The organism is Williamsia sp. MIQD14 (assembly GCF_051025635.1).
In the GTDB taxonomy this organism is placed as follows: Bacteria; Actinomycetota; Actinomycetes; order Mycobacteriales; family Mycobacteriaceae; genus Williamsia_A.
The window spans coordinates 202,081-219,875 of record NZ_JBPFDG010000001.1 but is presented as its reverse complement, the minus strand read 5'-3'; the positions used below and the strand labels follow the sequence as shown (position 1 = coordinate 219,875).

The following is a 17,795-nucleotide window of genomic DNA, read 5'->3' as shown; positions in this document are numbered from 1 at the left end:
CCCTCGCCTCGGTGGGCATCGGACCCGAGGCCGCGGTGACCGTCGCGCTGTCGACGCTGCTGCCCGGTCTCCTCGACGACGCCGGCGGCACCTTCGCCGACCGGTTCTCGGCGATGCTCGCCGCGGTCATCGCCGAGTCCGGCGAGGCGCCGGCCGCCGATGCCGTCACCCTCTACGACCTGTTCGTCGAGCAGGTCCACCGGACGCCGGAGGCGACGGCCCTGGTGTTCGAGGGCGAGTCCCTCGACCACGCCGGGTTCGCTGCGCAGGTGCACCGGCTCGCGCGGCACCTCATCGACGCCGGTGTGGGCCCGGATGTCCATGTGGCGCTGGCGATGCGACGCTCCTTCGACCTCCTCGTCGGCATGTACGCGGTCGTCGCGGCGGGCGGCGCCTACGTCCCGATCGACCTCGACCACCCCGCCGACCGGATCGCCTACATCCTCGACAGCGCGCGCCCGGCGGCCGTGCTGACCACCACCCGCGACGCGTTCGCGCCCGGGATCGACGTGCCGGTGCTGACGATCGACACCCTCGACCTCTCCGACCGCCCCGCCGGGGTGCTGACCGACGCCGACCGCAGGACATCACTGCGTCCCGACCACACGGCCTACGTCATCTACACCTCCGGCTCCACCGGTCGACCCAAGGGCGTGGCGATCACGCACCGCGCCATCGTCAACCGGCTGCAATGGATGCAGGCCGAGTACCCGATCGGCCCCGACGACGCGGTGATGCAGAAGACGCCGGCCACGTTCGACGTCTCGGTGTGGGAGTTCTTCTGGCCGTTGCAGACCGGCGCCCGACTGGTCATCGCGACACCCGACGGCCATCGCGATCCCGCCTACCTCGCGCGGCTCATCGACGAGACCGGTGTCACGACACTGCATTTCGTGCCGTCGATGATGTCGGCGTTCGCCACCGCCTCGGCCGACGACGGCGGGGCGTCGCTGCGCACCGTCCGGCAGATCTTCGCCAGCGGCGAGGCGCTCCCGCCGGGTGTCGCGGCGCGTATGGCGGCGGTGTCGGGTGCCGCGATCCACAACCTCTACGGACCCACCGAGGCCGCGGTGGACGTGACGTACCACGAGTACACCGCGGCCGACGTCGACACCGTCCCGATCGGTCGCCCGGTCGCCCACACCGGCGTCCACGTCCTCGACGACCGCCTGCGACCCGTCCCGCCGACGGTGTCCGGCGAGCTCTACCTCACCGGCGTGCAACTGGCGCGGGCCTACGTCGGTCGCCCCGACCTGACCGCCGACCGCTTCGTCGCCGACATCACCTCGGCGACCGGTGAGCGGATGTACCGGACGGGCGACGTCGTGCGTCGCCGGTCCGACGGCGAACTCGAGTACGTCGGCCGCTCGGACTTCCAGGTCAAGCTGCGCGGGCTGCGCATCGAACTGCCCGAGATCGAGGCGGCGATGACCGCCTTCGAGACCGTCACCGACTCGGTGGCCGTCGTGATCGAGGCCGCGGGCGACGCACAGCTCGTCGGCTACGCGACCGGTCCGATCGCCGCCGAGGCGCCGGGCGAGCTGCCCACCGCCCACCCCCTCTTCGACCATCTGCGGACACGGCTGCCGCAGTACATGGTCCCTGCGGCGATCGTCGCGATGGCCGACCTGCCGCTCACCGCCAACGGCAAGCTGGACCGCCGGGCCCTGCCCGCTCCGGCGTTCGCCGGCACCGAGGTGGAATACGTCGAGCCGTCGTCGGACACCGAGCGGACCGTCGCGCAGGTCTACGCCGATGTCGCCAAGCGCGACGCGGTCGGCGCCCGGGACTCCTTCTTCGACATCGGGGGCACCTCGCTCGGCGCCACCCGCGTCGCCGCGCGCGTGCAGGCCGCCCTCGGCGTCGAGGTGGGCGTGCGCGACGTCTTCGACCACCCCACGGTCGAGGGGCTCGCGACGCTGCTCGACGGCCGCGACCGGTCGGTGCGCCGCCCCGTGCTGGCCCCGCGCGCGAGGCCCGACGCCGTGCCGCTCTCGCCCGCGCAGGCACGAATGTGGTTCATCAACCAGTTCGACCCGTCGTCACCGGCGTACAACCTGCCGTTGCCGATCCGCCTGCACGGCACCCTGGACCTCGCCGCACTGCGGGCGGCGGTCGGCGACGTGGCGCAGCGTCATGAGTCGCTGCGGACGATCTATCCCGACTCCGCCGACGGACCGCGCCAGGTGGTCCATCCCGCCGACGAGGCGCTGGCCGCGATGTACCGCGAGGCCACCGTGCAGCCCGAACTCGTCGAACAGGAGATCGTGCGCGTCGCGACCGCCGGGTTCGACGTGACCGTCGGCTTCCCGGCCCGCGTGGTGGTGATGCGCATCGACGACGACAGCGCGCCCGAGGACACCGAATGGGTGCTCATGCTGGTGGTGCATCACATCTCGGCGGACGGCGCATCGCTGGCACCGCTGTTCCGCGATCTCGTCGTCGCCTACGAGACGCGTCGCTCCGGGGTCACCCCCACCCAGCGGGCCCTGCCGGTCCAGTACGCCGACTTCTCGCTGTGGCAGCACGACCTGCTGGGCGACGAGGGCGATCCCGAGTCGTTGGCGGCACGGCAGGTGGCCTTCTGGCAGCGCACCCTGTCGGGGATCCCCGAGACGCTCGACCTGCCGACCGACCATCCCCGCCCGGCGGTCGCATCGCTGCGCGGCGACGTCGTCCGGTTCTCCGTCGAGCCGGCGCTGCGACGCCGCCTCGCCACGGTGGCCCGCGACCACGACGTGAGCCTGTTCATGATGATGCACACGGCGCTCGCCGTGCTCCTGGAGCGACTGTCGGGGTCGACCGACGTCGCCATCGGCACACCGGTCGCCGGACGCGGCGAGGAGGCCCTCGACGAGCTCGTCGGCATGTTCGTCAACACCGTCGTGCTGCGGACCGAGGTCGATCCGGAACTGACCGTGGCACAACTCCTCTCGGCCGTGCGCACGAGTGACGTCGACGCGATGGCCCACGCGGACGTGCCGTTCGAGCGCCTCGTCGAGGTGCTCGACGTCCCCCGGTCCACCGCGCACCACCCGCTGTTCGGGATCGCGCTGTCCTTCGACAACAACGAGGCGCCCGAACTGCTCCTGCCCGGCCTGCGCGTCGAGGTCGTGCAGCCGGACTTCGAGGTGGCCAAGTTCGACCTGCAGCTCACAGTGGGGGACAACGCACCCGAGGACGAGCCGGCGCCCGCGACCCTCACCTACGCCACCGACCTCTTCGACGAGTCCACCGTCCGTGGTTTCGCCGACCGGTTCCTCCGCGTGCTCGACGCGATCGCCTCCGACCCGACGGCACGGGTGGGCGCCATCGACATCCTCGCCCCCGCCGAGCGCGCCGACCTGGTGGCCGTGTCGGGCCCACCGGCCCTCGACCCGCAGACCCTGCCCGACCTCCTGCGTCGCGGCGTCGCCGTGTCGCCCGACGGGCCGGCCGTGATCTACGGCGACACCACGCTGACCTACACCGAACTCGATGCGCTCACCGACGACGTGGCCCGCGCCCTGATCGCGCTCGGGGCCGGTCCGGGCGGGGTCGTCGCCCTCGGACTGCGACGGTCGCTGTCGTCCGTGCTGGGGATATGGTCCGTCGCGAAGACCGGTGCGGCCTACCTGCCGATCAACCCGGAATACCCCGACACCCGGATCAGCGGGATGCTCACCGACTCGCGCGCGGTCCTCGGCCTCACCGTCTCCGGTGATCGCGACGACCTCCCCGACGATGTCGTGTGGCACGATCTCGATGCGCTGGTCACCGAGGCCCGGGCCGGGGACGACCGGTCGCCGCGCCCGATCACCGACGCCGATCGTACTGCGCCGCTGCACATCTCGGACGCGGCCTACCTGATCTACACCTCCGGTTCGACGGGTGTCCCGAAGGCTGTCGTCGTCACCCACGCCGGGCTGGCGAACCTCACCGCCGACGTGGTGGAGCACTATGCGGTCCGCGCCGATTCGCGCGTGCTGCACGTCGCGCAACCCAGCTTCGACACCTCCGTCGGCGAGATGCTGGCCGCGTTCGGAGCGGGTGCCGCTCTGGTCGTCGCACCGCAGGACGTCTTCGGCGGTGACGAACTCGCGCAGCTGATCGCCGAGCAGCGCGTGTCGATGGTCGTGATGACGCCGACCGCACTCATGACCGTGGACCCGTCGGGGCTCGACGGGGTCGAGTCCCTCGTCGTCGGTGGTGACGTGTGCACCCCCGAGCTCACGGCACGGTGGGCGCCCCGGCTCCGTAACGCCTACGGCCCCACCGAGACCACCGTCATCACCACGATCACCCCCGGACTGCGGCACGACGACCGGGTCACCATCGGTGCACCGCTGCGCGGAGTCGCCGTGCGCGTCCTCGACACGCGGCTGCGGCCCGTTCCGCGCGGCGCCGTGGGCGAGCTCTACCTCGCCGGCCCGGGCCTGGCGCGCGGCTATCACGACCGTCCCGGCACCTCCGCCGAGAGATTCGTCGCCGACCCGTTCGGCGCCGCCGGGAACCGCATGTACCGCACCGGCGACCTCGTCCGCCTCAGCCTCGACGACAGCGTCGCCCCGAACTCGCTGGAGTACGTGGGCCGCAGCGACTTCCAGGTGAAGGTGCGCGGGTTCCGCGTCGAACTCGGTGAGATCGACCGCGCCCTCGCCGACTCCGCCGACGTCTCCTACGCCGTCACGATCGGCGCCACCGGACCCGACGGACAGACCGCACTGGTGTCCTATGTCCACCGATCGCCCGGTGCGACACCGGATCCCGACGCCCTGCGCGAGGCCGTCGCGGCACGTCTGCCGCAGCACATGGTGCCCGCGGTGATCACCGTGCTCGACGAGATCCCGCTGACCCCCGTCGGGAAACTGGATCGACGCGCCCTGCCCGCGCCGGAGTTCACCGTCGTCGAGCGCGAGTACCGGGCGCCGCGAACCGCGGTCGAGCAGACCCTGATCGACGTGTTCGCCGAGGTCCTCGGCATCGACCCCCACGGTCCGCACCCGGTGGGTGTCGACGACAGCTTCTTCGACCTCGGTGGCAACTCGCTGAGCGCGACGAAGGTCGTCAGTCGCGCATCGGCCGCGCTCGACACCACCATCGGCGTCCGTGAACTCTTCGCCGCGCCCACCGTCGCCGGACTCGCGGACCGTCTCGCCGCCGGCGAGGTCGGCCGCCCGGCCCGCCCGCCGCTCGTCGCCCGGCCCCGCCCGGACCGGATCCCGTTGTCGCTGGCGCAGACCCGCATGTGGTTCCTCAACCAGTTCGACCCCGGGTCGGCGGCCTACAACATCCCCGCCGCGGTCACTCTGCGCGGGGACCTCGACCTCGGCGCGCTGCGGGCGGCGGTCGCCGACGTCATCGCGCGGCACGAGTCGCTGCGCACGGTCTACCCCGACTCCGCCGCCGGCCCGCACCAGGTGATCCTGCCCGCCGACCAGGCGATCCCCGAGGTGTCGGTCACCGACGTCGCCCTGGCCGACGTACCCGAGACGTTGCGTGCGTTCCTCTCGGCCGGGTTCACCGTCACCGACGCGGTCCCCGTGCGGATCACCGTTCTGCGCGTCGCCGCCGACCAGCACGTGTTGGCGATGGCCGTGCACCACGTGGTCGCCGACGGGGAGTCGATGGCGCCGTTCGTGACCGACCTCGCGCTGGCCTACGCCGCGCGTGTCGAGTCCACCGCGCCGGCGTGGCACCGGCTCCCGGTGCAGTACGCCGACTTCGCGATCTGGCAGCGTGAGCTCCTCGGGGACGAGGACGACCCGACCAGCCTGCTCAGTGCCCAGATCGCCTTCTGGAAGACGACTCTCGCGGCTCTGCCCGATCAGCTCGAGCTGCCCGTCGACCGCCCGCGCCCACCGGTGCAGTCGCTGCGCGGCAGCCAGCACGCGTTCACCGTCCCCGCCGACGTCCACCACCGCATGGCCGACCTCGCCCGCGCCCACAACGCGAGCACCTTCATGGCGTTCCACACCGCGTTCGCGGTGGTGCTCTCCCGACTGTCGCGCAGCCGCGACATCATCGTCGGGACACCGATGGCCGGCCGTAACGAACGCGAGCTCGACGGCGTGATCGGCATGTTCGTCAACACCCTCGCCCTGCGTGTCGACGTCGATCCCGCCACGCCGTTCGACCGTCTGCTCGAGACGACCCGCGATCGCGACGCCGAGGCGTTCAGCCACTCCGACGTCCCGTTCGAGCGCCTCGTCGAGGTCATCAACCCGGTGCGGTCGACCGCCCGCCACCCGATCTTCCAGGTGGGGCTGTCGTTCCAGAACATCGACCGCGCCTCACTGGATCTCGCCGGTCTGCGCATCGAACCCGTCGAGCTGCCCGACGGCGTGGCGCAGTTCGACCTGCACCTGATCCTGTCGCCGGAATACGACGAGCACGGCGCACCGGCCGCGGTCGAGGCCGTGCTCACCTTCGCCGACGACCTCTTCGACAGGGAGACCGTGCAGGGCATCGCCGCACGGTTCACCACGCTGCTCGACTCACTCCTCGCGGCACCGGCCACCCCCGTCGGCGACCTGCCGCTGATGTCGCCCGCCGAGATCGAGAGCGTGGTCGACGGGCGCAACAACACCTCGGTCGTGTTGGCGCCCAGCACACTTGCCGACATCCTCGCGTCGTCGTTCGCGGCGTACCCGACGCGCGTGGCGCTCGACTCCGACGACGGTTCGCTCGACCACGCCGCGCTCGCCGCACGCGTGAACCGCCTCGCCCGTGCGCTCATCGACCGCGGCGTGGGACCCGAGGTCGTCGTCGGTCTGGCGATGCACCGGTCGATCGACCTGGTCGTCGCGATGTACGCCGTCACGGTCGCCGGCGGCACGTACCTGCCGATCGATCCCGACCATCCCGCCGACCGCGTGGCCTACATCCTCGACCACGCCGCGCCGACGCTGGTGCTGGTCTCCGACGGCACCCCCGAGGTGATCGGTGATCGGGTCGACGTCATCGACGTCGCCGAGGTCGACCTCGCCGCCTACGCCGCGACCGAGGTCGACGACTCCGAGCGACTGCAGACGTTGCGGCCGTGGAACACCGCCTACGTCATCTACACCTCGGGTTCCACCGGCCGACCCAAGGGTGTGGCCGTGCCGCACTCGGCCATCGTCAACCAGCTCAACTGGCTGTCGGTGGAATTCCGGCTCGCCTCCGACGACGCGTTGCTCCTGCGCACCCAGGCCACCTTCGACCTGTCGGTGTGGGAGTTCTGGTGGGCTGTCACCGCAGGTGTCCGGCTGGTGGTCGCCGGGCCGACCGCGCACCGCGACCCCGCCGTCCTCGCCGACCTGATCGAGCGACGCCGGGTCACGGTGACCACGTTCGTGCCGTCGCTGCTCGCGGCGTTCCTCGCCGACGTGCGACCCGAGCAGGTCGCCGGGCTGCGCCAGATCCTCTGCATCGGTGAGGCGTTGACCGCCGACGTCGTCCATCGACTGCGCGCGGTGTCGTCGGCGTCGGTGCACAACCTCTACGGTCCGACCGAGGCGGCGGTCAGCGTGACCCACCAGCCGGTGCCCGCCCACGTCGACGCCGTGGTGGGAATCGGACGGCCCGAGTGGAACACCCGCGTCCACGTCCTCGACGACCGACTGCACCCGGTCCCCGATGGGGTGACCGGAGAGCTGTACCTCGCCGGTGATCAGCTCGCCCGCGGATATCTCGCCCGCCCGGACCTGACCGCCGACCGCTTCGTCGCCGATCCCTCCGGACCGGCGGGCACGCGTATGTACCGCACCGGCGACCTCGTGCGGTGGGCACGCGTCGGCGACGACCCCGTCCCGACCCTGGTCTACATGGGGCGCAGTGACTTCCAGGTGAAGGTGCGCGGTCTGCGCATCGAGCTCGAGGAGATCGAGCGGGTGCTCGGTGCCGCGCCGTCGGTGCGCAGCGCCGTCGTCACCGTGTACCGCGACCCGCGGTCGGGCGAGCACCTCGTCGCCTATCTCGTGCCCGCTCCGGGGGCGACGATCGACGAACGCGCCGTCCTCGATGCCGCCGCCACCGACCTGCCGTCGTACATGGTCCCGACCGTCACGATGGTCCTGGAGACGTTGCCGCTCAACATCAACGGCAAACTCGACCGTCGTGCCCTCCCCGAACCGGACCTGCGCGGGGGCGTCGACCACACGCCGCCGAGCGGGCCGGTCGAGGAGATCGTCGCCGGCCTCTACGCCGACCTCACCGGTGTCGAGACGGTGGGTGCCCACGACAGCTTCTTCGCGATCGGCGGCAACTCCCTGTCGGCGACGCGGGCGATCGCACGCATCAACGCCGCGCTGGGAACGGACCTCACGGTCCGCGACCTGTTCACCGACCCGACCGTCGCCGGGGTCGCGGCGGCCGCCGAACGCAGCGCGTCGTCGGACCGTCCGCGCCTCGTCGCCGGACCGCGGCCCGCGCAGATCCCGTTGTCGCCGGCGCAGAGTCGGATGTGGTTCATCAACCAGTTCGACACCTCCTCGCCCGCCTACAACATCCCCTCGGTCATCCGGCTCGTCGGGGAACTCGACGTCGACGCGCTGCGGTCCGCGGTCGCCGACGTGGTGGCCCGGCACGAGATCCTGCGCACGCACTACCCGGCCGACGCGCAGATCGGCGGCAACGACCGCGCACCGCGCCAGTCGATCGCCGAGCACGACGACGCCGCGGCCCGGGATCTGTTGTCGGTGGGGACGGTCGCCGACCATGACGCGCTGCACGCCGAGCTGATCCGTCTCGTCTCCACCGGTTTCGACGTCGCCGCGCAGGTCCCGCTGCGCATGGCGTTGCTGTCGGTCGCATCCGGGGCCGATGCACCGTCAGGCGCCGGCGACGACAGCGAGGGTCCGCGTCGCGACGAACACGTCCTCGTGGTCGTCGTCCACCACATCAGCGGTGACGGGTCGTCGGTGACGCCGCTCGCGCGCGACGTGATGACCGCCTACAGCGCGCGTCGCGGCGGCGAGGCGCCCGGGTGGCCGCCACTGCCGGTCCAGTACGCCGACTACGCGCTGTGGCAGCGCGAGCTGCTGGGCTCGGAGGACGATCCCGAATCCCTCGCCTCGCGTCAGATCGACTACTGGAGCACGCGTCTCGACGGGCTGCCCGACGTCATCGACCTGCCGACCGACCGTCCGCGCCCCGCGGTCGCCTCCACCGCGGGAGCGAACGTCGAGTTCTCCGTCGACCCCGAGATCCACGCCGGCCTGCAGCGCCTGGCCGGCGCACACGGGGCGACGTTGTTCATGGTGGTGCACGCGGCGTTGGCCGTGCTGCTCGCGCGGTCGGGCACCACCGACGACATCGCCATCGGTACGGCGATCGCCGGTCGTGGCGACGCCGATCTCGACGACCTCGTCGGCATGTTCGTCAACACGTTGGTGCTGCGCAGCGAGATCGACCCGGCCGAGGCCTTCACGGACCTGCTCGAGCGGGTCCGCAGCACCGACATCGCGGCGTTCACCCACACCGAGATCCCCTTCGAGCGTCTGGTGGAGAAGCTCGCACCCGAACGCACCACCGCGTACTCGCCGCTGTTCCAGGTGGTACTGGCCTTCGGCAACACCGCGGGCGACGCCGAGTTCGAACTGCCCGGGCTGACCGTGTCGGGACTCGAGACCGACATCACGACCACCAAGTTCGATCTGCAGCTGACCGTCGCCCCGACCGCCGGGGCGTCCGGCGGCCTCGATGCGGTGTTCACCTACGCGACCGCGCTGTTCGACCGCGGGACCGTCGAGGCCATGGCGGAGCGGTTCGTCGCGGTCCTGTCTGCGGTGGTGGGCGATCCGACGGTGCCCGTGGGCGACATCGGTCTGTTGTCGCCGGCGTGGACCGCACAGCTGTCGTCGATGACCGGGACACCCGCGGCGCCGTCGCGCACCCTCGGCGTGATCCTCGACGACGCGATCGCCACCAACCCCGACGGCACCGCCGTCGTCGCCGACGGTGCGACGATCACCTACGCCGAACTCGACGGCCGCATCACCGATCTGGCCGCCGTGCTGCGTGCGCGGGGAGTCCGCACGGGCTCACCGGTGGGGTTGGCGATCGGGCGGTCGATCGAGTCGGTCGTCGGGTTCTGGTCGATCGTGCGGGCGGGCGGCGCCGTGGTGCCCATCGACCCCAACTACCCGGCCGACCGCATCGGCTTCATGGTCGACGACGCGGCCATCGAGATCGGCCTGACCGTCGACGCGTTGCGCGACCGCCTGCCCGACACCGCGCAGTGGCTCGCCCTCGACATCGAGGACACCGTCACCGCCGCGACCGCCGAACTCGCGCCGGTGGCCGTCCCGCACCTCGACGCGACCGCGTACGTCATCTTCACCTCCGGGTCCACCGGTCGTCCCAAGGGTGTCGCGGTGCCCCATCGCGGGCTGGCCGACGTCGTCGCGGAGATGAGGAACACCTTCGCCCTCGGCCCGGACTCCACGACACTGCACTTCGCCTCACCGAGTTTCGACGCGTCGGTCTTCGAGATGCTGTTGGCCGTGGCCGCGGCGTCGACGCAGGTCATCGCTCCCACCGACATGTTCGGTGGCGACGAACTGGCCCGGTTGCTCGTCGAACGTCGCGTCACCCACGCCTTCGTCACCCCGGCGGCGCTGGCGACGGTGCCGACCGACGGCGTCGAGCACCTGCGGGTGATCTGCGTCGGTGGCGACACCTGCCCTCCGGACCTGGTGCGGCGCTGGGCCGTCGGCCGCTCGATGTTCAACCTGTACGGGCCGTCGGAGGCGACGATCTGGTCGACGCGCAGCGCCGCGATGGACCCCGACCTGCCCCCGACCATCGGTGGACCCATCAGCGGTGTCCGCGCCACCGTGCTCGACGAGCGACTGCAACTCGTGCCGCCCGGCGTTCCCGGCGAGCTGTACGTGTCGGGCCCCTCGGTCGCTCTGGGCTACCTGACCCGCACCGCGCAGACCTCGGCGTCGTTCGTCGCCGACCCGTTCGGCCCGCCCGGATCCCGGATGTACCGGACCGGCGACCTCGTCCGCTGGCGCGCCGACGCCGACGGCCGGTGGGAGCTGGAGTTCAACGGACGCAGCGACTTCCAGGTCAAGGTCCGCGGCTTCCGCATCGAGCTCGGTGAGATCGACGCCGTCATCGGTCGCCAACCCGACATCGCGTTCACCACGACGCTCGGTGTGCCGCACCCGGTGTCGGGTCAGACGATGCTCGTGTCCTACGTCCGCGGCCACGGCGGTCGCGAGGTCGACACCGCGGACCTCACCGCACGGATCGCGCAGAGCCTCCCCTCGCACATGGTGCCGACCGCGATCGTGGTCCTCGACACCGTGCCGCTGACCCCCGCGGGCAAGTTTGACCGGAAGGCGTTGCCCGCGCCGACGTTCGTCGCGGCCGACCGTCCCGCGCGGGCCCCGGTCTCCGACATCGAGGAACGCCTGTGTGCGCTGTTCGCCGAGACCCTCGGGGTGCCCGAGGTCGGCGTCGACGACTCCTTCTTCGCGCTCGGCGGTGACTCGATCATGGCCATCGGGCTGGTGTCGCGGGCTCGCGACGCCGGCCTCACCTTCGCCCCGCGTGACGTGTTCGACCGTCGTACGGTCGCCGAACTGGCGCCGATCGTCGACACCGAGGGCGGCGCCGCCGACGCGGTGCTGCCCGAACTCGACGGCGGCGGTGTCGGATCCCTGCCGCTGACGCCGATCATGCGGTGGCTCGTCGACACCCGCGGGGAGTACCGCACCTTCTCGCAGGCGACCTTCCTGACGCTGCCCGCCGACCCCGGTCACGACCGACTGGTCGCGGCACTCGACGCGGTCCTCGACCGTCACGACGCGCTGCGGGCGCGCCTGGTCCTCGACGGCGACGGCGACGGTGATCGCCTCGAGATCCCCTCCGCCGGTTCGGTGGTCGCCCGCGACGTCCTCACCCGCGTCGTGGTCGACAGCCTGCCCGGCACCGCCGAGTTCACCGCCACGGTGCAGGCCGGGGCGGCCGAGGCGATCGATCGCCTCGACCCCACGGCCGGACGCATGATCTCGGTCGTCTGGTTCGATCCCGCCGAGGAGCTCGGTGCGGACGCACGCGGACGTCTCTACGTCGTGATCCACCACCTCGTCGTCGACGGTGTCTCCTGGCGGATCCTGCTGCCCGACCTCGCCGTGGCGTGGGGACTGTCGGGGCCGCACGGCGCGCCCGCCGACGCCGTCCGCCCGATCGGGACGTCGTTGCGCACCTGGGCCCACGCCCTGCCCGGCGCGGTACGGGCACGTCACGACGAGCTGCCCCACTGGACCGCGGTCGTGGCCGCCGCCGATCCCGACCTCGGCGACCGGCCGATGGACCCTGCGCGCGACGTCGCGGCGACACTGCGCCGCGTCGAGGTCGCCTTCGACGTCGACGTCACGCAGTCACTGCTGCGCGGCGTGACCGCGACCTACCGCGCCGGCACCGACGACGCGCTGCTCACCGCGCTGGCGTTGGCCGCGCGGCGGTGGCGGCAGGCACGGGGCGTCGACGCCTCGTCGCTGCTCATCGAGCTCGAGGGCCACGGTCGCGAGGAGGACGTCGTCGCCGACGGCGCACGCGCCGACCTGTTCCGCACCGTCGGGTGGTTCACCTCCAAATACCCGGTGCGGATCGATCTCGACGGCATCGACGTCGACGACGCCCTTGCCGGCGGGCCGGCCGCGGGCACCGCGTTCAAGGCGGTCAAGGAGCAGCTGGCGTCGGTCCCCGACAACGGCATCGGTTTCGGATTGCTCACCACCTTCGGCGGCGCCGATGCCGACGCGCTCCGCAGTCGCTCGGAACCGCAGATCGCGTTCAACTATTTGGGCCGCAATGAGTCCGGGGCGTCCGATTCCGCCACGGATGACGACACCGACTTCGGGTGGCAGGCCGCCGACGACGGTGGGCCCCTCGGTGGTGCGATGGACGACGCCATGGTGGTGCCTGCCGTGCTGACGATCAACGCGGTCACCGACGAGACCCCCGAGGGCCCGCGTCTGTCGGCGTCGTTCGCCTACGCCGGCGAACTCCTCGACCACGACGACGTCGTGGCGTTGGCGGACGAGTGGCAGCGTGCGGCGGCAGGTCTCGCGGCGCACGGGAACAGTGCCGGCGCCGGTGGGTTGACCCCGTCCGATGTGCCGTTGGTCCCGGTGTCGCAGAACGACATCGACGTCATCGAGGCCGCACACGGTGGTGTCGAGGACATCTGGCCGCTCGCCCCGCTGCAGTCCGGTCTGCTCTACCACGCCCAGCTCGCCGGCGAGGACGCCGTCGACATCTACACCGCGCAGGTGGTCCTGGAACTCCGCGGCCCCGTCGACACCGACCGGATGCGGGCCGCGGTCAGCGCCCTCGTCGCGCACAACCCGGTGTTGCGCAGCGCCTTCCACACCGCCGGCGACGGCACCCCGGTGACCGCGATCGCCGGTGCCGTCGAGGTGCCGTGGCGCGTCGTCGATCTCACCGGACATCCCGATGCCGCCGCCGAGGCCGACCGCCTGCTGCGCGCCCACCGCCTCGACCGGTTCGACATGGCGGCGCCGCCGCTCATGCGGTTCCTCATGCTGCTCGTGCCGCCGGGGGACGACGGGGCGCCGGTGGCGCGGCTGTCGATGACCAACCATCACATCCTGCTCGACGGGTGGTCGGGTCCGATCCTGCTGCAGCAGTTGTTCGCCCTCTACGCGATGGGCGGTGTCGACCACCTGCCGGTGTCCGACAACGACTATCGCGACTTCCTGCGCTGGCTCTCGCGGCGGGACCCCGCGGCCGCGATGACCTCGTGGCGCCACGCACTGAGCGATCTCGAGAGCCCGACCCTGCTCGTGGAGCGTCCCGCGTCCGGATCCGACGGTGCCGGTTCCGAACTGAGTCCGGACGACATCGTCCCGGTGGAGTACCCGCTGGCCATCGACCCCGAGACCGCGGCAGGCCTCGCCGAGCTGTCCCGTGAGCGCGGGCTCACCATGAACACGATGGTGCAGACGGCATGGGGACTGGTCCTGGCCCGGTCCACCGGCGCCGACGACGTCGTGTTCGGTGTCACCGTCTCGGGTCGTCCCCCCGAACTGCCCGGCATCGGCGGGATGCTCGGCCTGTTCATCAACACCATCCCGGCGCGGGTGCGACTCGATCAGCGCGAGACGGTGATCGGTCTGCTCGAACGCGTGCAGTCCGAGCAGGCCGGACTCCTCGAGGCCCATCACGTCGGACTGCCGGCGATCCAGCGCGACCTCGGCGTGCCCGCGCTGTTCGACACGCTCGTGGTGTTCGAGTCGTACCCGGTGGACCGCGAGGCGCTCGAGAGCGGCTCGCAGATCGACGGGATGTCGGTCGACGGCGCACAGATCAACGACGCCTCGCACTACCCGATGACCGTTCTCGCACAGTCGGATCCGCATCTCTCGATCTCGCTCAAGTACATCCCCGCGCTCATCGGCCACGACCGCGCCGAGGATCTCGGACAGCGCGTCGTGCGGGTGCTGCGCGCCTTCGCCCGGGCCGGCGCGACACCGGTGCGCGACCTGCACCTGCTCGACGCCGACGAGGTCGCGGGCCAGCTCGAGTCGTGGAACGACACCTCCGTCGCCGTCGGCGACGCGACGGTCACCGAGATGTTCGCCCGGCGCGTGCGCGAGACCCCCGACGAGGTCGCGTTCGTCGACGCGGAGCGGACGGTCACCTTCGCCGAGTTCGACGCGATGGCCAACCGCCGTGCCCGCGTGCTGATCGCGTACGGCGTCGGCCCCGACGACCTCGTCGCCGTGGCGATGCCTCGGTCGCTCGAGCAGCTCGCCACCGTCTACGGCGTCGGCAAGGCCGGGGCGGCGTACCTGCCCATCGACGTCGACGCCCCCGCCGACCGGATGACCACCCTCGTCGCCGAGGCCGGGGTGCGCTGCGTCGTCACCGACGCCGGTCGCCTGTCGGCGATCCGCACACTGGTGGCGCCGATCGCGTGCCTCGACCTCGCGGCGCCGGCGTTGCGCCACATCTCCGACGCGCCGGTCCGACCGACCGAGATGCGGGGCCGGGTACGCGCGGCGTCGCTCGCGTACGTCCTGTTCACCTCGGGATCGACGGGTCGTCCGAAGGGTGTCGCGATCACCCAGCGCGCCCTGGCCAACCAGGTGCGGTGGATCGCCGAGGAGTACGGCCTCGGCCGCGACGACGTCGTGCTGCTCAAGACGCCGTTCACCTTCGACGCCTCGGTGTGGGAGATGTTCGCGCCGGCACTGGCCGGTGCCCGCACCGTCATCGCCGGCCCGCGCGCGCACACCGACGCCACCGAACTCGTCTCCCTCGTCGAACACCACGCCGTCACGGTCGTGCAGTTCGTCCCGTCGGTGCTCGCGGTGTTCGCCGAGTCGGCGGGCCCCGACGCCCTCGACTCGCTGCGCACGGTCTTCTCCGGCGGTGAGGCGCTGCCGATCTCGCTGGCCCAGCAGGTGGCCTCGACGTCGGGTGCCCAGGTCGTCAACCTCTACGGACCCACCGAGGTCACCGTCGACGCGACGTCGGCGGTGGTCGTCGCGGCCGCCGGTGCCTCAGTCCCCGCGACGACCGATGTGGTGCCGATCGGCCGGCCGGTGTGGAACACGCGGGGCTGGGTCCTCGACCGGTGGCTGCGTCCGTGTGTACTCGGCGCCGTCGGCGAGCTGTACCTGTCCGGCGACCAGCTGGCCCGCGGATACCTCGGCCGCGCCGATCTGACCGCGGAACGGTTCGTGCCCAGCGTGTTCGGGCCGGCGGGCACGCAGATGTACCGCACGGGCGACCTGGTGCGTCGCCTGCCCGACGGGACGCTCGACTACGTCGGCCGCGTGGACTTCCAGGTGAAGGTCCGCGGACTGCGGATCGAGCTCGAGGAGATCGAGACCGTTCTCGCCCAGCATGATTCGGTGGCGCAGTCGGCGGTCATCGCCCACGAGACCGACAGTGGCACCCGCCTCATCGGGTACGTGATCGGCCACGGCGACGCCGAGGTCGACGCGGTCGGTGTCCGCGACCACGCGGGTCGTGTGCTGCCGCCGTACATGGTCCCCGACGTCATCGTCGTGCTCGACGAGTTCCCGCGCGGTCGCTCGGGCAAGATCGCCCGCCGCGAGCTCCCGTTGCCGGAGATCGAGCACGCGCCGCGCCGCGCGCCGGCGACCGAGTCCGAGGCCGTCCTGTGCGGCATCGTCGCCGACCTGCTGGGCACCGAGGTCGGTGCCGACGATTCGTTCTTCGACATCGGCGGCGACAGCATCGGCGCCATGCAGTTGGTGACGCGGGCGCGGTCGGCGGGCATCCGGTTCACCGCCCGCGACGTGCTCGAGAAGCGCACGATCGCCGCCCTCGCCGCCGTCGCGTCCACGCCGGAGCTGTCGACGACCTCCGATCTCGCCGGTGTGCACGCCGGTTCGGCACCGCTGACCCCGGTCATCGAGAAGATGCTCGAACGCGGCGGGGACATCAGCCGCTTCGTCATGCCGATGGTGTTCACCGTCCCCGCCGACGTCACCTCCGAGCAGATCGTCGCGGCGATGACCGCCGTGATCGATCGGCACGACGTGATGCGCTCACGGCTCGACATCGCCTCGCGGACACTGGAGATCGCCGCGCCGGGCACCGTCGACCCGTCCGCCGCCCTGACCCGGATCGATCTGGACGCCGGCGAGGTGCCCGGCACCGACGCCTACGCCGCGCGTCTGCGCACCGCCGTGGCCGACGCGATCGACGACCTCGATCCCGAGTCCGGTGCGATGCTGCGCCTGGTGTGGCTGGCGACGCCGTCGGGTGGGGCCACCGGGCGCCTGGCGGTGGTCGCCCACCACCTCGTCGTCGACGCGGTGTCGTGGCGGATCCTGCAGTCCGACATCGCCGTCGCGGGCAGTCAGGTGTCGGCCGGTCACGCCGTCGACCTCCCCGACGCGGGGACGAGCTGGATCGCGTGGAGCGCGGGACAGATGGCAGCGGCCGCGGGGCGTCGCGCCGAACTCGATCACTGGGTCGCCGTCCTCGACGGACCCGACCCGGCGCTGGGCACACGACGACTCGACCTCACGACCGACCGTGTCGACCGCCTGGCGCGTGCCGAGCTGGTGCTGCCCACCGAGATCGTGGGCCCGCTGTCCGCGAGCCTCGCGGCGACACAGGGGAGAGGGGCCGGTGAGGGGACGACGATGGCCGATCTGCTCGTCGCGGGTCTGGCCACCGCGGTCGTCGGATGGCGCCGCGACCGGGGGTACGACGTGACCTCGACGCTGCTGACCCTCGAGGGTCATGGTCGGGAGGAAGCCGTCGTCGACGGTGCCGACCTGTCCCGCACCGTCGGCTGGTTCACGTCGATGTTCCCCACCCGTGTCGACCTCGACGGACTGGACCTGCCGGAGATCTTCGACCGTCCCGAGGTGGCCCACGAGGTCGTCGCGCGCACCCGCGCCGCGATGACCGCCCACCCCGACCGCGGCATCGGCTACGGGATGCTGCGTCATCTCGATCCCGACGGTCGCGAGCGGCTCGGTGGGTTCGCCGACCCGCAGATCGTCTTCAACTACATCGGGTCGGTGCCCGGCTCCGATGTCGCCGGAGCCGTCGACGACGTGCCGTGGTTCCCCGACATGCGCGGACCGGAACTGCTCGACGTGAACGATCCCGAGGCGCTGGCGCGCGGCAACCGCATGCCCGCGCAGGCCGAGATCGACATCCAGTCGATGTCGACCGTGTCCTCCGACGGCCCGATCGTGCGAGCCCTGGTCACCTACCTCGACGACGCCATCGACCGCGGCGACCTCGACGAGCTGTTCGAGCACTGGATGCTGGCCCTGCGGGCCATCGCCGACCGGGCCTGA

At 71.8% G+C, this 17,795-nt stretch carries 1 protein-coding gene (running past one end of the window); it reads left to right on the top strand.

All coding sequences use genetic code 11. From position 1 onward, the window contains the following. Positions 1–17,795 carry the 3' portion of a non-ribosomal peptide synthase/polyketide synthase gene (locus ACQ7HM_RS00795; protein ID WP_434214349.1) on the top strand. Its footprint begins 16,075 nt before the window's first position, so only the last 17,795 of its 33,870 coding nucleotides appear in the window; its start codon lies off the left edge, out of view; its stop codon occupies positions 17,793–17,795.